The organism is Pseudodesulfovibrio senegalensis (assembly GCF_008830225.1).
GTDB classification, from domain to species: domain Bacteria; phylum Desulfobacterota; class Desulfovibrionia; order Desulfovibrionales; family Desulfovibrionaceae; genus Pseudodesulfovibrio; species Pseudodesulfovibrio senegalensis.
In genome coordinates this window covers 1,302,561-1,320,837 of sequence record NZ_WAIE01000001.1, presented here as the reverse complement: position 1 = coordinate 1,320,837, position 18,277 = coordinate 1,302,561, and the positions used below count along the sequence as shown (strand labels likewise).

The window sequence follows — 18,277 nt, the reverse complement described above, 5'->3', positions numbered from 1 at the left end:
AATTGGTAGACACGCTGTCTTGAGGGGGCAGTGGGAGAAATCCCGTGGGGGTTCGAGTCCCCCCCTCGGCACCATGATATTACAAGGAGCAGCTTTCCGGCTGCTCCTTTTTTTGTTTGGCGGTTATTCAGGCATAACGAATTGGAATTCGGAACGGTAATCTGTTTGTTTATTGCGTCCCTGCCGTGGCAGGCCTTCCCGCATGATCTTGATTGAGAAAAAAGTGAAATAAAATGTTGACTTTTGGGGGCTAGTCAGTAGAAAGGTTCTTCGTTTCACACACCACGCCGAGGTGGTGGAATTGGTAGACACGCTGTCTTGAGGGGGCAGTGGGAGAAATCCCGTGGGGGTTCGAGTCCCCCCCTCGGCACCATGAAATGATTTGGCGCCGCAACCAAGGGGTTGCGGCGCTTTTTTCTTTCAAGTCGCGTGCAGGTCTTTTGCCACTTGTTGATAGTCAGGAATTGGTTTACGTGAACCTAACCGTTTTGACACATGATATATTTGTGAGTTTGCACTATGAAAAGAGAGACGATTATTGCCGCGGCCATGTTGGTTGCCCTGTCCCTGTTGACCGCAGCTAATTTTACATATTTTGCACGTGCCTATTTTCTGCACCTGATCCCCATGCTTTGGGTCGTTTGGCTGGTTTACCGTGGGGTCGCCAATGATGGACTTTTGACCGTTCGCCGACTTGTGACCTGCCTGCTGGTTGCCGGGGGTGCAGGAGCCTTTCTCGAGTTATATTTCAAGGTATACAAGAGGACTCCGTTCGACGAGAACGGTATAATAACCCTGTTTTCCGTGATGATTCTTTTTGCCATCGGACTTTATTCCTTTAGCATTTATCAGAATCGACGGGGACAGAGGGGCTTTTCCCTTTCGGATCGCTGTAACATCTGGCTGATCATGGGCGTTGGTTTCGTTTTTCTCGCTGTGGATGATTTTGCCTGTCTGCATGAGGGCTTGGATAAGGATATCCATAAGATGCTCGGCATTCGCCCCACGGCGTTCACCACGCATCTGGACGATTTGCTGATTGGTCTATACGGGGTGATCGGAATCGTCGTATTACGCTACTTCTGGCGTGAAATTGCTAGTTTCAGGCGCTTCATCAGGTTTTTGATTGTCGGTTTTGTTTTTTTATTCATGTCCGTACTATTCGATCTGGCTTCCAATGGTCCGGAGTTTTTCAACTGGCTGCTCTCCGGCGGGCCGCACGTTCATGAGGCGTACATGATTATCGGTAAAATGGAGGAACTCTCCAAGATTGTCAGTGAGATATTCTTCCTTGGCGGGTTTTATACGGTGTTGCAGGAAATCGAATGAAGCTGATGTGAGAAATCTATTTGAACCAAAAAAGGCCGGGCTTCAAAAGCCCGGCCTTTTTTTTAGTTATCTGATCAGAAGGGGTACTGGATACCTTGGTCGTCGCTGCTGTTTTTTGATTTCCCTCCACCGGACTTTGATTCGATGGTGGAGAGTCTGGCTTTGGCCGCCTCGCGTTGTTCCTTTGTATCCGCGCGCTTTATCACGGTTTTGAGGAATTTCTTGGCGGTTTCGAATTTGCCACGTTGTTCGTAGATCATGGAGGCTCGGTACATGGCGGTGAGGGCCCATATGTTTTCCTGCGGGTACTTCCATGCAAGTTTGAGATAATAGTCCAGCGCAGCGTCAGTGTTGCGCATGGCCTGCTCGCCTTCCCCGAGCCAGAAAAGGATTTCCGCCTGCATGGCTGTAGGGTAGTCGTCCTTGTCGGACCACAAATCCAGAAGCTGAGCGCGTGCCTTTGGCAATTCCCCGCGTTGCTGCATGAGCAGGGCCATGCGCAGGCGGGTGAACGCGGGAACCGGCTCGTTTGTCGCCATCAGTTTGCCATATGTTTCGAGCGCCTTATCCTGTTTGCCCACGCCAAGCTCCAAGCGGGTTTTGGCCTCTAGCCATCGAGCTTGGTATTCCTTGTTTAAGTGCCGTTTTTTCAGCTGGTTGAGATAAAACGCAGCCAATTGCATGTCCTTTGAATCAATAGCCATGTCAACAAGATAGAGCATGCTGTTGATGCCGAAGGCAGAATTGCGGAACACATGGGCGGCCCGCTTGGCCAATGTTGTGTTGGGCTTTTTATTCAATATTTTCTGCCAGTAAGCCAGGAGTATGAGCCTGTCCAGAGGCCATTGGGTCTTTGCGGCATGGCGCAACCTGCTTTGCGGAATAGTTTCCCAGAAGGGGGCATTGATTCCGGGGCGTTGGGCTTTTCCTGCCGCGCTACACAACTCTGAAACCACCGGATAGAGCGTCTGAGAAGCGGATGCCGAGGCAGGCATGACTTTGTCGATGGAATCTCCAAAGGCTATCAGTCCTGCGACCTGGAGTGAAATGGGCAGTTTGCTGCGTTCCACCTGGTTCCATGCGTCCCGGGCTACCTCCATGTCATCGTTCACAAGAGAGAAAGCAAGCCTGAACCCCTGGAGCAGAGTGGCGGTCTGTTCGGAGATGAGCATGGACCCCAGTTCTTTGGTTATGGCGGTTTTTCCTTGCTCGGCAGGCATTTTCAGCAGTTTGTCGCGGAACTTGATCCATGCCGCCGAGTTGGAATCGCCGAGAATCCAGTCGTTATGAGCGGAGTAGGGGGCAAGAATATGTCCGGACCAAAAGGCGTGAGCCTTGAGCTTGTCTTTGAATGCATCAAGGGATTCTGGTTTTGTACCTTGGCGGATAAATAATTCCAGTGCTTTCCAGAAGGTCTTGACGCTTTCCCGGGATATGGAATCCGCAAATTGGTCAGCTTGTTCATATTCTTCAAGAGCAACCGCCGAAAGTGTTTTTGCGATCGCCTGCTGATCAACTGAACTGATGAACGGAGCATTTTCCTTTGTCGACTTGGCCGGAGTGGGAAGTAATGTGGCATTTCCGGTTGCCTCGAACTGGTAGACCCTGTCCGCTTTTTCCCAGAAGTCGTCAGACCATGTTTCTTCACCTGTTTTAAGGATATCATTCAATATTTTCAGCTGATTGCTTTTAGAGAGTGTGAAGTTTGAACAGTAGGACCAGTAGAGCTGGCGCCAGACGTCCTTCCAGATGAGTTCCAGGTCTTTTTCCTGGCGAAACAAGGAGCGTTTCAGGCTTTTGTCGTTCATGTATTTCGAGGCCTGGGTAAACCAGAACACGGCCTTGGTCAGATCGCCCTTGGCACGATGCGCCTGGCCTCCGTACCAGAGACGCATGGCCTCGGTGGCGTTGTCCTCAAAGGGAGGCGTCATTTCTATAATGTTCAACGCCTTTTGTGGAGAGTTCAGCTTCAGGTACACGTTGGCACGTTTCAGCGTGGCTTCCGGGGAATCTTTCTCAGGGTGCTTGACGATTTCCTGTTCAAGCCGGTCATAGGCGTTGTAGTTTTCCAGCCACTGCTCGTAGTTGTCGGAACTTTGGGCCGCATTTGCCGAAGCATTCAGTACGACGAGACAAAAGGTCATGGAAAGAACCGTCAACAACCAGAAATTGTTTTTCATTGTGACTCCTGATGGCAGGACGTTTGTAAGGTTGTCATTCTAGAGGCCATTGATAGCTGGAAGAGTGGAATTTATCAAACCATCTTCCAACATACTTCAGTTAAAGTTTACATAATTTACATTATGAGACACCTAGATACGAGCGTGAGAGGGCGCGTTGTCTCTGGCAATTCCTACATTATGTTTTGGTTTATGGGCTGTTTTGAACAATCCGTGAAATTTTAAGAGGTGGTTACTCTTCCGGAGGTTGTCATACTGTTTTTTGGGCTTACGTATGAATTTTGATTCTAAGGCATTTTTCGTTTTGTTTTACACATGGGTGTCGTGAGACAAAAAAAAGCCCGCTTACGCGGGCTTGGGGTCTTTGAAGGCCATGAACCAATTACGGTTGTATTTTATCTAGGCATCCTTTTCATCTTTTTCAGGTATTACGTCAGTGGCTCCGATTTGCTTCAGGTATTTGTCCCGGCATTCATAGGAACAGAATACGTGAACCTTTTCGCCCTCTCGTACACGAATGTCGCCATCCTTGTTAACGTAAGTGCCGCATACCGGATCCTTGATCAGTTCACCGGAGGCCATTTTTTGTTTGGTGGTTTTTTCCTGTTGCATTTCGCGTTTGCGCTTGTCGCCCATGAACAGTTTGTACACAAAGAAAAGCCCCAGTCCGATAATGATGAATTTGAGCATGCCTGCAACCTGTTTTTATGAATTATCCGCTTGGTTCTGCCAGATTTTCTTGCCTTCGAGTCTATAATCCAGACGCTGCAGGGCTTCGTCTATGCCCTCCCCGCCTTCGAGGATGAGGTCTGGTGCCAATTCCTTGAGCGGGATAAGCACAAAGGCGCGCTGTTTCATGGCCGGATGCGGCAAATCCAGATAGCCGGTGCGCTGTTCCACGCCCTCCCAGTACAGCAGGTCCATATCGATAATGCGCGGCCCTTTCGGAATGTCGTGGACGCGTCCCATTTTGGCTTCGATGGCCTGGAATGTGGAAAGAAGTCCTTCCGGAGACCATATGACGGGATCGACCTCGAACTCCACGACCTGATTGAGAAACCAGGGCTGGTCCGAGTTGTCCTGCGGTTCGGTCTCGTAGCATTCGGACATGCGTTTCAGCGTGATGTCCTCGCCGTAGTTTTCCAGTCGTGCCAATGCCTCGTTCAGGTTTTCCTCAGGGTTGCCCTGGTTGGAACCGAGGCAGGCATAGACCTTTACAAGTTCGAAATTCGAGATACCGCCTCCTTCAGCAAATCATTGTTCACCGTGAGCGAAATGCGGAAATAGCCTTCGCCCGGTGCTCCGAACCCGTTTCCGGGCGTGAGGACCACTCCTGTCTGCATGAGAACGTTGGTGACGAATTCAGAGGAGGAGTAGCCTTCAGGGACCTTGGACCAGATGTAGAAAGATGCTTCGGGCACCCTGTGCTGGATGCCGGCCTTGGTCAGGGCACCGCAGACCACGTCACGGCGCTCCTTGTAGATGGCGCGGAATTTTTCGGCATGCGGCTCACCGTGCTGCAGCGCTGCAATGCCGGCTTCCTGTACGGCCTGGAAAATGCCTGAGTCCACGTTTTCCTTGATTTTTCCCAATCCGCTGATCAGGAACGGATTGCCCACGGCCATGCCGATACGCCAACCGGTCATGTTGTAGGTTTTGGAAAGGGAGTGGAATTCAATGGCGACATCTTTGGCGCCTTTGATTTCCATGATGGAAAGCGGCTTGTTTGCCGGGTCATAATAAATTTCTGTGTATGCGGCATCGGAGACGACAATTACGTTGAATTCCTTGGCCTTTTCAATGAGGCGTGCGTAGAATTCCCGTGTGGCCACAGCTGCTGTGGGGTTGTTGGGATAACAGACGAAAATCATTTTGGCTTTTTGCCATGTCTCGTCGCTAATGGCTTCCAGATCAACAAGGAAGTCGTTTTCTTCGAGCAGCGGCAGGTATTCCGGCTTGCCCCCGGCGAACTCGGTGGCAATGCCATAGACCGGATAGTTGGGGGTGGCGATGAGTACGGTGTCGCCGGGATTCACGAATGCCAGCGGAAAATGTGCGATACCTTCCTTGGAACCGATCAGGCTGACCACTTCGGAATTTGCGTCAAGCTCCACGTTGAAGCGTGTTTTGTACCAATCGGCAACGGCCTGACGGAATCCGAGCATGCCGACATAGGACGGATATTGATGATTGACGGGCTTTTGCGCACCTTTGTGCAGTGCGTCAATAATGAAATCAGGGGTCGGAAGGTCGGGATCTCCAATTCCGAGGCTGATGATGTCCAGTCCCTTGGCAGCTACCTCGGCTTTGGCCTTGTCGATCGCAGCGAAAAGATACGGCGGAAGTGCGGCAAGACGGTCGGCAAGCTTGAAATCGGCCATTGAATGACTCCTTGGCATAAAGCTGTGGCTTGTTTATTCATGTGGTCGTTGCGTGAAAGCAATTCATAAGTTGTGGCGTATATGCTGTCAATGTGTCTGACGGGCGAATTCTTGCCGGGCTTGAGAGGGGCGCTGCATGTGTGTATTCTTTCTATGAAACCGATGTGATTGTTTGCAGGATTTCTTTATGTCTTTTTAATGCAATAAAGTGATGAGAGCATGATCTGTCCCGAGACTTCAGCTGCTGAGATTTCCTCCTTGCCGACGCATCCGTGGCTTGATCGGTATTTGGAGCATCTCCTTGTTGAAAAGGGGTTGAGTGAAAACAGTTTGTCTTCGTATGCGAGTGATTTGCGGTTGTTGTTGGGTTTTCTTGAAAAGCGGGATTGTGCGCTTGAGGATGTGAACAAACAGGTTTTGACTCTGTATTTGATGCATTTACGAACACGCGGTGTACAGAGCCGTACTCTTGCCCGGCAACTGTCCTCCATTCGGGGTTTTTTTGGATTTGCCCGTGATGAGCGCTGGATTACTGATGACCCGTCTGCGCTTTTGGACAACCCGAAATTGAATAGAAAGTTGCCGGAATTTCTTACTCGTGAAGAGGTTGCCACCCTCCTCTCCCTGCCGGATCATGAGACTCGGTTGGGCATGCGGGACAGAGCCATGTTGGAATTACTGTACGCAGCGGGCCTGCGCGTGTCCGAATTGATTGACCTTCGGGTTCTTGATTATGATGCTCAGGTGGGCGTACTTCGCGTTTTCGGTAAGGGTGCAAAGGAGCGTATCGTTCCCGTTCATTACACTGCCCAGGAAATGCTCAACCGTTACCTCAACGATGTCCGACATCAATTTGGTCCGTCACAGGATTGCATTTTTTTGAATCGTTCCGGCAAGGGACTGAGTCGTCAAGGCGTATGGAAATTGATAAAAAGATACGCGCAACAGGCTGGGATAAAAAGAAGTATTTCCCCACATACGTTCCGACACTCCTTTGCTACTCACCTGCTGGAAGGCGGGGCTGATTTGCGGACCGTTCAATTGTTGCTTGGTCATGCGGACATCAGCGCCACGGAGATTTATACTCATGTTCAGTCCGAGCGTCTCATAGCGCTTCATGAGCGTTTTCATCCTCGATCCGGTATGTGATCAAACCATGATCCTTTACTTTAACCTTTGAGAATTTATAATATATTATGAATAAATCCAATGGATTGATACAGGCGCATACCGTAATCACCGCTCATGCCAATGCTGACTTTGATGCGTTGGCCGCGATGGTTGGAGCCAGCAAGCTTTATCCAGATTCCGTACTTATTTTTCCGGGAAGTCAGGAAAAGAATTTGCGGAATTTTTACATCCAGAGCATGACCTATCTTTTCAATTTCAAGAACTTCAAGGAGATTGATTCGGATTCGGTCAGGTTGTTGGTCGTGGTCGACACCCGTCAACGTTCACGGCTGCCCCATGTCCGCCCTCTTCTGGATCGTGATGATATTACCATCCATACATATGACCATCATCCTGATTCTGATGAAGATCTTGTAGCGCACAAGAGTGTTTTCCGTGAATGGGGCTCATGCGCCGCTATTATGGTGCACGAGATGCGTGAACAGGATATTGAATTGAATGGAGAAGAGGCCACCGCGTTGGGATTGGGCATTTTTGAAGATACGGGGTCATTCAGTTTTTCCTCCACCACTTCTCACGATTTTGCCGCGGCCGCATGGTTGCGCGAACAGGGAATGGACCTGGAGGTCATTGCCGATCTGCTCAGCCGGGAGCTGTCTGCCGAACATATCGGCTATCTTGGCCAGTTGCTGAACAATGCAACCACACACGATATTCATGGCGTGGAGCTTGTCATCACCGAGATCAGCACGGACACGTTTATTCCCGACTTTGCTTTTCTTGTTCACAAGATGATGGATGTCGAGGATATTCGTGTTCTTTTCTGTTTGGGGCGCATGGGAGACAGAATACATGTAGTTGCCCGGTCCAAAAATCCGGATGTGAACGTGGGACAGATTTGCTCTTCCCTTGGCGGTGGCGGTCATGCTTATGCGGCCTCGGCAACGGTCAAGGATAAGACCCTTTCCGAGGTGCGCGATGATTTGTTCGCTCTCTTCTATTCCCAGATCAATCCGAGAGTGGTGGTGAAAGGGCTCATGTCCGCCCCTCCAAAAACCATTGAGCGGACAGCTCTCATGGATGATGCCGTGCAGCTTATGACCCGTTACGGACTCAAGGGCGTGCCCGTGGTGGATGAAGACGGCCGTTGCGTTGGTCTTCTGGAACACAAGATCGCGGACAAGGCCGTGGGCCACGGCTTGGGTTCCATGCGACTCAGCGAATACATGATCACTAATTTCCAGACCGTGCAGTCCGAGGCTGATTTGTATCAGGTCATGGAGATCATTCTCGGAAAACGCCAGCGCATGTTGCCGGTTCTGGACGGTGATCAACTTGTGGGGGTCATTACCAGAACCGATCTTGTTCATCTTTTGGTGGAAGAACCGGCCCGTATGCCGGAAACGTTGCTGTCGGACCAGAGACGTGAGCGGAACATCAGTTCGCATGTCCGCAATCGTTTGCCCGAGGATGCCGTTGGCCTGCTCAGGGAAGCTGGAAACTTGGCCCAGGAATTGGGTTGGGATGCCTATGCTGTTGGCGGTTTTGTGCGCGACATTCTTTTGGGCAGGCCCAACCTGGATATTGATCTAGTTGTCGAAGGGGACGGCATAGCCTTTGCCTCGGCGCTTGTGGAGCGTCTGGGCGGACGCATCAAGGCGCACAAGAAGTTCAAGACCGCTGTATGTATTCTTGATGACGGGCGCAGGGTCGATGTGGCCACGGCGCGTCTTGAATATTATCAATATCCGGCTGCTCTGCCCACGGTTGAGTTGTCGTCCATCAAGATGGACCTGTATCGTCGTGATTTTACCATGAATGCTTTGGCCTTGCGTCTCAATCCGGGGAAATTCGGACAGCTGGTGGATTTTTTCGGAGCGGAAAGGGATATCAAGAACAAGCAGATTCGAGTTCTCCATTCCCTCAGTTTTGTCGAGGATCCTACGCGCATACTCAGAGCTGTACGTTTTGAACAACGTTTTGGTTTTCGCATTGGCGGACAAACCATGCGGCTGGTCAAAAATGCCTTGCAGCTGAATCTTTTTGAAAAACTATCCGGCAGTAGGATTACCCATGAGTTGCGTCTGGTCATGGACGAGGAAAACCCATTGAACGTGGTGGAGAGGATGAATGATCTCGGCCTGCTCAAGGCGATACATCCCTTGCTGAAATTGACGCATGAGCGTGTTCGCGTGCTGCAGGAATTGGAAAAGGTGTTCAATTGGTATAAGTTGCTGTACCTCGACGATCAGGCCGATTGTTGGAAGCTTTATTTTCTTGGACTGACCATGGGGACCAAGCGCGAAGAGCTTTCTAAGGTCGCCGATCGTCTTAATTTTTCCAGGAGAGAAGAACGCGAATTGCTGGCGCTTCGAGATCAGATCGGTGATGCGCTCATGCGCCTCATGGGATGGCAGGAGGGTAAAACTCCCCTGAGTCGGCTGTATTCGATTCTTACTCCCATTCCCCTTGAAGGGGTGCTCTTCCTTATGGCCAGAAGTCGCAAGGAGTCTATTCGTAGAAATATTTCACAATATCTCGCTCGATTGCGGTATGTTTCCATTGATGTATCCGGTGATGACCTTATTGAAATGGGCATTCCGGAAGGTCCTGTATTCACTCTAATTCTGGATAAGATTCTTGCGGCCAGAGTTGATGGCAATGTGGGGTCCCGCGAGGAGCAGTTGGCCATGGCCCTTCGCCTCAAGAAACAGTTCAAATCCGAATGGATGAACCCTGTCTGAATGAAAACGTCTGCTTGCCCTTGCGGCCCAAGGCGTGTAGAAAAATCAGTCTGTCTGGACGACAATGCAATCGTATCGATAAGGATGTTTCATGGAAGTTCTGTGGGCGCCGTGGCGTCTTGATTACATACTTGGACCCAAGCCGGATGAATGCGTTTTTTGTATTCCTCGGGAAACCGATGAAGACGAGGAGCGTCTTGTTCTTGCCCGCGGGGAACACTCTTTTGTAATCATGAACAAATTCCCGTACAATAATGGTCATCTCATGATTTGCCCCTACAGGCATGTGAGCTGTCTGACGGATTTGACTTTGGAAGAAGCCAATGATTGTACGCTGTGGCTGCAACGCAGTGTTGAAATAATCAAGAAGCATTTCAGGCCACAGGGTATCAACGCCGGGCTGAACATCGGCGAGGCAGCCGGAGCCGGCATTGCGGCCCATTTGCATTTTCAGGTGGTGCCGCGCTGGAACGGAGATGCCTCGTTTATGGCCGTGTTTGGAGAGACTTCGGTTATTCCGCAACACCTTTTGTCGACCTACAGGAGTTTGAAGCCCCTGTTTGATGCAATCAACCAATAGAGGAGAAAACCCCGATGCGTTACCTGAAAGTATTTGTTTTGGCTCTTTTTTTCGTCGTTTCCATTCTTTTTTTCAGCCAGAACAATCAGATTCTTGCGCAGTCGCTGGTGCTGAAGCTTGATGTTCCCTATATTGCCGAATTCCGTTCCGTTCCCCTCCCCCTGTACCTTCTGGTGCTTGGTGGCTTTTTGTTCGGCTCCTTGCTGACCCTTGCTTACCTTGCCGCGGACAAGATCAAGGCTGCAAAAAAGTTGCGTGAATGTCGTACCCGTATGAATGGGCTGGAGCAGGAGCTCAACTCCTTGCGGACCATGCCTATCAACGATGAGTCCTATTCTTCCGACGAGACCGCCAAAGAGGGAGAGGACGCCGCAAACGTCTAGGGAGGCTGTATTGTTTCGCAAGCTCTTTCATCGTAATCGTCGGGGGGCTTCTGAGCAGGATGTCAGAACCGCCAATGTCATAGGGGCTGTCAGTCCCCCTACTCAGGACACCCGCGCCGCAATCAACGAACTTTCACAGGTTGTCAGGGACGACCCGGAAGCCGTTGAGATTTATTTGGCGCTCGGAAGCCTTTATCGCTCTCAGGGTGAAATTGAACGGGCAATACAGATTCGGAACAGTTTGATTGTTCGCTCGGGCCTTGATCCCAAACTCAAGGCCCGGGCTTTTTTCGAGTTGGGTCGTGATTTTCGGCGTGGCGGTTTTTTGGACAGGGCCGAACAGGCTTTCAATGAAGCCCGCAGCATAATCGGGGATAATGAAGAAATTCATTTTGAGGTGGCACGGTTGCAGGCGGAACGGGGTCACTACCGTGATGCCGCGGATTCCTTCGGTCGTCTGGGACAGCCGCTGCTTCGTGCCCATTATCTTGTTCGGGCCGCGCATGACGAGTATGCTTCGGGGCAGGAGTCACACGGGGCAAAGCTTCTTAAGTATGCGCTCAGGGCTTTTCCTGGATCCGTGGAGGCTTGGCTGGAAAGGATTGTGCAGGCATATCGCAATGGTTCTGCCGCTAAAATGGCATCGGCTATTGTGGAAGCTCAGGCTCTGGTTGAGCCGGGAATCCGGTTTGTTCTTTTTGAAGGGTTGCTGCAGGAAGTTGCCCGTGCTGAACGCGCCGATGATTCCGGAGACCAGCAGCATGAATGGGCCGAAGCTTGTTCGGTTGCTGATTTGGTGAAAGTGCTCAGACCCAAGCTGGAAGCGCTTGAACCGGATATGTTGAATCATTATTACTTTGGCCAGATGCTTCTCAAAAATCGGGACATTGATGAAGCCAAGGATTGGTTTGAGCGGGCCCTGCTTTTGCAACCAGACTTTTGGCTTGCCCGTTTGGAATTATTCGAGCTTTCCAGATCAGAACAGAAGTTGACGCCTTTTTTTCGCGAACAACTGACCTTTTTCATGGATAGGGCTCGAGAAGTCAGCCGTTTTTATTGCGGAAAATGTGGATTGAAACGCGACACGCTGTTTTTTGTCTGCCCTCGCTGCAAAAGTTGGCATTCCATCAAATTCAGGACGAATTTTTCCCAGTAGAATCACGTGAGCACTGCAATACAGTCCAAAATTAAGATGACTCCCATGCTGGAGCAGTACCTGCGGTTCAAGGAAGAAAACCCGGATGCCCTGCTTTTCTTTCGCATGGGCGATTTTTATGAGCTTTTCTTTGAAGATGCGGAAATCGTTGCGCGGAGCGTCCAGATTGCGTTGACCAGTCGCAACCCCAAGGACGACAACCCTATTCCCATGTGCGGCGTTCCGCATCATTCGGTGGAACCGTATCTGGCCAAGTTGCTTGAGCAGGGTTTCAAGATCGCCATTTGCGATCAGATTGAGGATCCGAAACAGGCCAAGGGATTGGTGCAGCGGGCAGTAACCCGTGTGCTTACTCCTGGAACCGTGGTGGAAGACAGTTCGCTCAAGGCCAAGCAACATAATTATCTTGCCGCATTGTATTGGGATTCTTCCAAGGGTTGCGGCGGCGTGGCATGGGTTGATTTTTCCACCGGAGAGTGGTCCGGCCTGCATTCCAAAAAGGAACCCGATCTCTGGCAGTGGGCCGCCAAGATTGCTCCAAGCGAGTTGTTGCTGGCGCAGGGACGAACCGTGCCGTCACAATATGGCGACCTTTCGGCACAGGTGACTTCCGTTGCTCCCGGGGCGTATTTTGATTTCAATCGGGGCTCTGAGAGGGTCTGCCAGTCTCAGGGGGTTTCCTCACTCGATACCGTTGATTTGGAAAACAAGCCCGAATTGGTGCGATGCTGTGGCGCTTTGCTTTTGTATCTGGAGCAGACGCAAAAAGGAGACTTCAACCATCTTGGTGAATTCAAGCCACTCAACCCCGGCAAGCACCTGCTTCTGGACGAGGTCACTGAAAAGAATCTCGAAATTTTCCGGCGTTTGGATGGCCGCAGCGGCAAGGGAACGCTGTGGCGTGTTCTGGACAGGACCATGACGCCCATGGGCGGACGTTTGCTGGAGACCCGCTTGCGTCAGCCGTGGCGGGACAGCCGGCCCGTGATCGAGACGCAGGACGTTGTCTCGGCTTTGTTCGAACGGGATGCCTTGCGTGCGGACGTGCGGCGCGAGTTGGACACGGTGTACGACATGGAGCGCCTGAGTACGAGGGTCTTTCTCGGACGTGCTGTCCCCAAGGATTTTATTGCATTACGCACCAGCCTGACTTCTCTGCCCCGTTTGCGTGTCTTGCTGGCGGACAGTGACGCCGCGGATGTGGCGGCATTGGGCAAGGTCTTGCGGCAGTGGGATGACATGGAAGACCTGAGCTCCCTGCTGCACAAGGCTCTTGTGGACAGCCCGCCGCCCGTGATCACGGATGGTGGCCTTTTTCGCACCGGCTACGATGGCGAGTTGGATGAGCTGATCGAATTGACTGAGCATGGAGAAGCCCGGCTTCAGGACCTTCTGGAGCAGGAGAAAAAAGCCTGCGGCATTCCCAAGATCAAGTTGGGATTCAACAAGGTCTTCGGATACTATCTCGAGATCTCAAAGTCATATCAAGGCGATATTCCCGAGCATTTCATTCGTCGCCAAACATTGGTCAACAGCGAGCGCTACATCACACCTGAACTCAAGGAACTTGAGGAAAAGTTGCTCAGCGCATCGGAAAAACGCAAATCCCTTGAATATGCCCTGTTCCAGAAATTGCGCGAAGTTCTGGCCGATGCCCGTAGCCGTTTTTTGTTCATGGCAGGCGTTGTTGCCGCTCTGGATTATTGGCAATCCCTGGCCGAAGCCGCACGGATCAACGATTGGTCGCGCCCGGAATTGCATGACGGCATGGAAATCGACATCGAGTCCGGCCGGCATCCTGTGGTGGAAGATGCCACCGGAGCGGCCAACTATATTCCCAACAACGTGCAGATTGATGCCAACCGTCGGATATTGTTGATAACCGGTCCGAATATGGCCGGTAAATCCACGGTGTTGCGTCAGGTTGCGATCATGGTGATCATGGCGCAGATCGGTGCGTTCGTTCCGGCCAGAAATGCCAGAATCGGCATGGTGGACCGCGTTTTTTCCCGGGTCGGGGCTTCAGACAACCTTGCGCAGGGGCAAAGTACCTTCATGGTCGAAATGATGGAAACGGCCCGCATCCTGCGTCAGGCCACCAGCCGCAGCCTCGTGATTCTGGATGAAATAGGCCGTGGAACCAGCACCTTTGACGGCCTTGCCCTGGCTTGGGCGGTTGTCGAGGAACTGGCGCGGCGTGCGCGTGGCGGCATCCGTACCCTTTTCGCCACACACTACCATGAATTGACTTCGCTGGAGGGCCACATTGAGGGCCTGCGCAATCTGAACATTGCCGTCAAGGAGTGGAAGGGAGACATTGTTTTTCTGCGCAAGCTCGTTCCCGGTGCCGCAGACAGGAGCTACGGCATTGAGGTGGCCCGTCTGGCAGGCGTGCCAAGGCCCGTTGTGGAACGGGCCCGTGAATTGCTTGCACAACTTGAGGAAAAATCGCAGGATGGCTCTGGCGTTGGCGCTCACCAGGTCTGCCAGACCCTTTTGCCGGGAATGGCCCCGGAATCCGCACCCGCGGATTCCGTGCAGGAACATCCCGTGCTCGGCGTGATCGCGGATCTCGATGTGGACGCCATGACTCCCCTGCAGGCCCTGACCATGCTCGGAAAACTCAAGAAGTTGCTTTGAGGAAAATCATGTATCTTCGTTGTATCGCCTTCATATGCTGTCTGTTCCTTGTTTCCGGCTGTGCGCTCGGCAAGAAGGAATGGCCGAGTGCGGACAAGGGCGAGGATACATTCACCCTTTCTGTGATTAACGGACAGCGCAGTGAAGGATGTTTGGTGGTCAATGTTCAGGTCAAGGGCGCAGTCGACAGATTGGCTTACGTCAACGTCCAGTTCGAGCCGGTGGGGAATGAACCGGGTCAGGGCTGCCCGGACTGCCCGTTCATGCCACGCCGGACCATGCGTTTTTCCCGTGGTGATCCGGGTTTTGATCTCGAAGGCAACAGGCTGCGCATTTCCTATTGCGGTCTGAAGCCGGCCATGGAATACAGATTTCGTATCATCGGGGTCAACGACCTCAACACCACAGCGTATACTTACACAGATATTTTTGTCGCATCACCTTAATATATCAACGCTTCAAGGAGATGAGCGCCATGCATCACTTCCAATACCGCAACGGCACGCTCCACGCCGAGGAGATCGGCGTTCCCGAGTTGGCCGAAAAGTATGGAACGCCGCTCTACGTGTATTCCGCCGCCACCCTGCGGCGTCATTTTCAGGCTTTTGATTCCGCATTCAACGGCCTGAAACACATGACCTGCTATTCGGTGAAGGCAAATTCCAATCTTTCGGTGTTGCGTCTTCTGGCCGAGATGGGGGCTGGAATGGACATTGTTTCCGGCGGCGAGTTGTACCGCGCGCTCAAGGCCGGAGTTCCCGCAAGCAAGATCGTCTATTCGGGCGTGGGCAAAAAAGCCCAGGAAATCCGGGAGGCTCTCGAGGCCGATATTCTCATGTTCAACGTGGAATCCATGGCCGAGCTCGAGCGTATCAACAAGGTAGCCAAATCCATGGGAAAGGTTGCGCGTGTAGGATTTCGCATCAATCCCGATGTTGATCCCAAGACCCATCCCTACATTTCCACGGGAATGAAGAAAAACAAGTTCGGTCTGGACATCGAACATTCCCTGAAGGCTTACCAACGGGCCAAGGAGATGGATGCTGTGGAGCCTGTGGGCATGGATTGCCATATTGGTTCGCAGTTGACCACCATTGAGCCGTTTCTCGAGGCGCTGGACAAGCTGATTGCTTTTTACAACAGGCTCAAGGACATGGGGATTTCCATTTCCTATCTCGATCTTGGCGGAGGGCTGGGCATCACGTACAATGAAGAGGAACCGCCCCACCCGGCTGAATTCGGCAAGGCGTTGAGCGAAAAGTTGCAGGAATTGCCGCTGACCGTGATTTTTGAACCCGGTCGTGTGATTTCCGGCAACGCCGGGATCATGGTTACCGAGGTCGTCTACACGAAAAAGACCCCCAGCCGCGATTTCGTGATCGTGGATGCGGCCATGAACGACCTTATCCGTCCTTCGCTTTATGACTCCTACCATCGTATTGCCGAAGTACAACAAAATGGTCGGGATGAACTGACCGTGGATGTTGTCGGCCCCATTTGCGAGTCCGGGGATTTTCTTGCCCGGGACCGTGAAATGCCTGCAGTGCACGAGGGTGAACTGTTGGCCGTATTTTCGGCCGGTGCCTACGGTTTTACCATGTCGTCCAATTACAATTCCCGCAGGCGCGCCTGCGAACTGTTGGTTGATGGCGACACCGTGACTGTTGCCCGTGCACGCGAATCCTACGAGGATCTCGTTCGGGGCGAATAATAAACCTGATACCGTCGGAGAGCCGGGAAATCCCGGCTCTCCTTTTCTTTTCTATGGGCAGACTCAACACATTCCATCTCGACCCAAAGCTGTGGCCGCAATCCGTGGGCCAATCCGTGACGTTGGACAAGGCTGAAGCGCGGCACATGCTTAAGGTACTGCGCACTCCTGCCGGGGCACAGGTGCGCCTGTTTGACGGGGACGGCAGGCATGGAATGTTTCGCCTGGATCATGCCGGTCGCAACAAGGCAGAGCTGATTGCCGAATCCCTGCATGTCTGTGAAACGCCGACCGACGGCCTGTGGCTGGCCTTGGGTTGGGGTAAATCTTCGCGGCGTGGTTTTCTGTTGGAAAAAGCCGTGGAACTGGGCGCTTGCGGTATCTGGTTCTGGCAGGCGGATTTTAGCCAGGGACGTTTGCCGGAGGAGGCAAAGGCCACGTGGCGGGATCGCTGCATTCAGGCGGCTAAACAGTGTGGCTCCGTTTTTTTGCCTGAAATTCAGATTGTTAATGGTGGTATCGATGCGTTGATGCAGCAAAGATCACGCTTTGATCATGCTTTTCTCGCTTGGGAAAAAGAGGATTCCGGCAATCTGCTGGGCCCGGACGATTTTACCTTGGGTAAATCGCTGGTCGTTATCGGCCCCGAGGGGGGCTTTTCCGATATCGAGGCCGAACGCCTGATCGGTGCTGATATGCAGCCAGTTTCTTTGGGGCAAAGCGTCTTGCGTTGGGAAACCGCAGCCTTGCATTGCCTGAGTCTTTCCTTTTACACACGATCCTTGCGGGGAGGTGCCAAGTGAAGCTCGAAATAACGGAAAATCAGCCTCTTGCGGACAGGATTCGTCCTTCGGACCTTGTCGAATTCATCGGTCAGAGCCACATAATGAATCGGATCGATGCCATTCGCCAATCCCACAGGATGCCGAGCTTGCTGTTGTTCGGCCCACCGGGCTGCGGCAAATCCACGCTCGCTCTCTTGCTGGCCAAGAATTCCGGGAAACCGTTTATTCGTCTGAGTGCGCCCGAGGCCGGCTTGACCGCCCTGCGCAAGAAATTGCCAGGAAATAATATTCTGGTTCTCGATGAACTGCACCGCTTCTCAAAGTCGCAACAGGACTTTTTTCTGCCGATTCTCGAGTCCGGTGAAATCACCATGATTGCCAGCACCACGGAGAATCCCTCCTACAGCGTGACCCGGCAACTGCTTTCTCGTCTGCATGTTTTGCGCTTGCGTCCCTTGAGCCGTGATGAACTGGCAAAGGTGGCCGCACGCGGAGCGCAGGAACTCGGTCTGGATATTCCGGAGGAGAGCCAACGTTTTCTGGCCACCATGGCTGGAGGCGATGCCCGCACGCTGTTGAATCTTCTTGAATATGCTTCGGAACTTCCGGCGGACAAGCTGGATGTGGAGAGTTTGCGCCAGACCCTGCCTGATGTGGTCATTCGTGGCGACCGGGATGGAGACTCTCACTATGAGCTGGCCTCGGCCATGATCAAATCCATTCGCGGTAGCGATCCCGATGCGGCCGTGTATTACATGACCTCCCTGCTGGAGAGCGGCGAAGACCCCCGTTTCGTTTCGCGTCGGCTGATCATTTCCGCGTCCGAGGATATCGGGCTTGGCAATCCGCAGGCCCTTTCCATGGCCGTTGCCTGTCATCAGGCCGTGGAAACGGTGGGCATGCCCGAAGGCGGCATCATCATGGCGGAAACCGCCGTGTATCTTGCCCTTTCCCCTAAAAGCAATTCCACGTATTCCGCCTACCGCAATACCCAGAAGGAAATACGGGAAAATGGTGCCCAGCCCGTGCCGCTGCACCTGCGCAACGCCTCAACGGCCTTGCACAGGGAGTGGGGCTATGGCCGGGGCTATCTGTATCCACATAATTTCCCCAAGGCGTGGGCGGATCAGGAATACCTGCCCTCTTCTCTGTCCACGCGTTCATTTTACCACGCCAAGGATCAGGGTGAAGAGCCAAAACTCAACGCGTGGCTTCGTCAGTTCAGGAAGCAGAATCGATAGGCTGCAAGCGGGTTTT

The 18,277-nt window shown here is 52.4% G+C and carries 15 protein-coding genes and 1 tRNA gene; 12 read left to right on the top strand and 4 right to left on the bottom strand.

Features of this window, described 5'->3' with window-relative positions; genetic code table 11:
* Positions 1-286 precede the first annotated feature (286 nt).
* Together F8A88_RS06235 and F8A88_RS06230 are read left to right on the top strand one after the other, a co-directional pair.
* Positions 287-373, top strand: a tRNA-Leu gene (locus F8A88_RS06235).
* A gap of 146 nt (positions 374-519) precedes the next feature.
* Complete coding sequence (locus F8A88_RS06230; protein WP_151150199.1) at positions 520-1,329, top strand: hypothetical protein; 810 nt, start codon at positions 520-522, stop codon at positions 1,327-1,329.
* 74 nt (positions 1,330-1,403) lie between these two features.
* On the opposite strand, the gene F8A88_RS06225 is transcribed toward F8A88_RS06230, so the two are convergent.
* The 4 genes from F8A88_RS06225 to F8A88_RS06210 form a co-directional block, all read right to left on the bottom strand.
* Positions 1,404-3,509, bottom strand: coding sequence for a tetratricopeptide repeat protein (locus F8A88_RS06225; protein WP_151150198.1), 2,106 nt, complete (start codon positions 3,507-3,509; stop codon positions 1,404-1,406).
* Positions 3,510-3,908: 399 nt separating this feature from the next.
* On the bottom strand, positions 3,909-4,199 hold the full coding sequence (locus tag F8A88_RS06220; RefSeq protein WP_151150197.1) for a transcriptional regulator: 291 nt from the start codon (positions 4,197-4,199) through the stop codon (positions 3,909-3,911).
* Between the two features lie 15 nt (positions 4,200-4,214).
* Entirely contained in the window at positions 4,215-4,745 is a 531-nt protein-coding gene (gene folK / locus F8A88_RS06215; protein ID WP_151150196.1) for a 2-amino-4-hydroxy-6-hydroxymethyldihydropteridine diphosphokinase, read from the bottom strand.
* Complete coding sequence (locus F8A88_RS06210) at positions 4,724-5,890, bottom strand: LL-diaminopimelate aminotransferase (RefSeq protein WP_151150195.1); 1,167 nt, start codon at positions 5,888-5,890, stop codon at positions 4,724-4,726. The genes folK and F8A88_RS06210 overlap by 22 nt, the downstream gene beginning before the upstream one ends.
* Before the next feature lie 219 nt (positions 5,891-6,109).
* On the opposite strand from F8A88_RS06210, the gene xerD reads away from it, so the two are divergent.
* The 10 genes from xerD (at position 6,110) to F8A88_RS06160 (ending at position 18,261) form a co-directional block, all read left to right on the top strand.
* Positions 6,110-7,039, top strand: a complete 930-nt coding sequence (gene xerD / locus F8A88_RS06205; protein ID WP_151150194.1) for a site-specific tyrosine recombinase XerD — start codon at positions 6,110-6,112, stop codon at positions 7,037-7,039.
* A gap of 47 nt (positions 7,040-7,086) precedes the next feature.
* Positions 7,087-9,765 carry a CBS domain-containing protein gene (locus tag F8A88_RS06200; RefSeq protein WP_151150193.1) on the top strand — a complete coding sequence of 893 codons (2,679 nt, stop codon included), beginning with the start codon at positions 7,087-7,089 and terminating at the stop codon, positions 9,763-9,765.
* Positions 9,766-9,856: 91 nt separating this feature from the next.
* Positions 9,857-10,345: an HIT family protein gene (locus F8A88_RS06195; protein ID WP_151150192.1), complete on the top strand. Its 489-nt coding sequence runs from the start codon at positions 9,857-9,859 to the stop codon at positions 10,343-10,345.
* A gap of 14 nt (positions 10,346-10,359) precedes the next feature.
* Complete coding sequence (locus tag F8A88_RS06190; protein WP_151150191.1) at positions 10,360-10,728, top strand: DUF1049 domain-containing protein; 369 nt, start codon at positions 10,360-10,362, stop codon at positions 10,726-10,728.
* Between the two features lie 10 nt (positions 10,729-10,738).
* A complete protein-coding gene (locus F8A88_RS06185; protein ID WP_241667361.1) occupies positions 10,739-11,884 on the top strand; it encodes a tetratricopeptide repeat protein in 1,146 nt (381 codons plus the stop codon).
* 45 nt (positions 11,885-11,929) lie between these two features.
* Positions 11,930-14,524: a DNA mismatch repair protein MutS gene (mutS, locus tag F8A88_RS06180; RefSeq protein WP_151150285.1), complete on the top strand. Its 2,595-nt coding sequence runs from the start codon at positions 11,930-11,932 to the stop codon at positions 14,522-14,524.
* A gap of 8 nt (positions 14,525-14,532) precedes the next feature.
* Positions 14,533-14,970: a hypothetical protein gene (locus F8A88_RS06175; protein ID WP_151150189.1), complete on the top strand. Its 438-nt coding sequence runs from the start codon at positions 14,533-14,535 to the stop codon at positions 14,968-14,970.
* A 29-nt stretch (positions 14,971-14,999) separates the two neighbouring features.
* Entirely contained in the window at positions 15,000-16,235 is a 1,236-nt protein-coding gene (gene lysA, locus F8A88_RS06170) for a diaminopimelate decarboxylase (RefSeq protein WP_151150188.1), read from the top strand.
* Between the two features lie 53 nt (positions 16,236-16,288).
* Positions 16,289-17,038, top strand: coding sequence for an RsmE family RNA methyltransferase (locus tag F8A88_RS06165; protein ID WP_151150187.1), 750 nt, complete (start codon positions 16,289-16,291; stop codon positions 17,036-17,038).
* Entirely contained in the window at positions 17,035-18,261 is a 1,227-nt protein-coding gene (locus F8A88_RS06160; RefSeq protein WP_151150186.1) for a replication-associated recombination protein A, read from the top strand. The genes F8A88_RS06165 and F8A88_RS06160 overlap by 4 nt, the downstream gene beginning before the upstream one ends.
* Positions 18,262-18,277 lie beyond the last annotated feature (16 nt).

Coding starts and splice junctions, on each gene's coding strand:
- F8A88_RS06230 (WP_151150199.1), top strand. CDS start 520: ATGAAAAGAGAGACGATTATTGCCGCGGCCATGTTGGTTGCCCTGTCC.
- F8A88_RS06225 (WP_151150198.1), bottom strand. CDS start 3,509: ATGAAAAACAATTTCTGGTTGTTGACGGTTCTTTCCATGACCTTTTGT.
- F8A88_RS06220 (WP_151150197.1), bottom strand. CDS start 4,199: ATGCTCAAATTCATCATTATCGGACTGGGGCTTTTCTTTGTGTACAAA.
- F8A88_RS06210 (WP_151150195.1), bottom strand. CDS start 5,890: ATGGCCGATTTCAAGCTTGCCGACCGTCTTGCCGCACTTCCGCCGTAT.
- xerD (WP_151150194.1), top strand. CDS start 6,110: ATGATCTGTCCCGAGACTTCAGCTGCTGAGATTTCCTCCTTGCCGACG.
- F8A88_RS06200 (WP_151150193.1), top strand. CDS start 7,087: ATGAATAAATCCAATGGATTGATACAGGCGCATACCGTAATCACCGCT.
- F8A88_RS06195 (WP_151150192.1), top strand. CDS start 9,857: ATGGAAGTTCTGTGGGCGCCGTGGCGTCTTGATTACATACTTGGACCC.
- F8A88_RS06190 (WP_151150191.1), top strand. CDS start 10,360: ATGCGTTACCTGAAAGTATTTGTTTTGGCTCTTTTTTTCGTCGTTTCC.
- mutS (WP_151150285.1), top strand. CDS start 11,930: ATGCTGGAGCAGTACCTGCGGTTCAAGGAAGAAAACCCGGATGCCCTG.
- F8A88_RS06175 (WP_151150189.1), top strand. CDS start 14,533: ATGTATCTTCGTTGTATCGCCTTCATATGCTGTCTGTTCCTTGTTTCC.
- lysA (WP_151150188.1), top strand. CDS start 15,000: ATGCATCACTTCCAATACCGCAACGGCACGCTCCACGCCGAGGAGATC.
- F8A88_RS06165 (WP_151150187.1), top strand. CDS start 16,289: ATGGGCAGACTCAACACATTCCATCTCGACCCAAAGCTGTGGCCGCAA.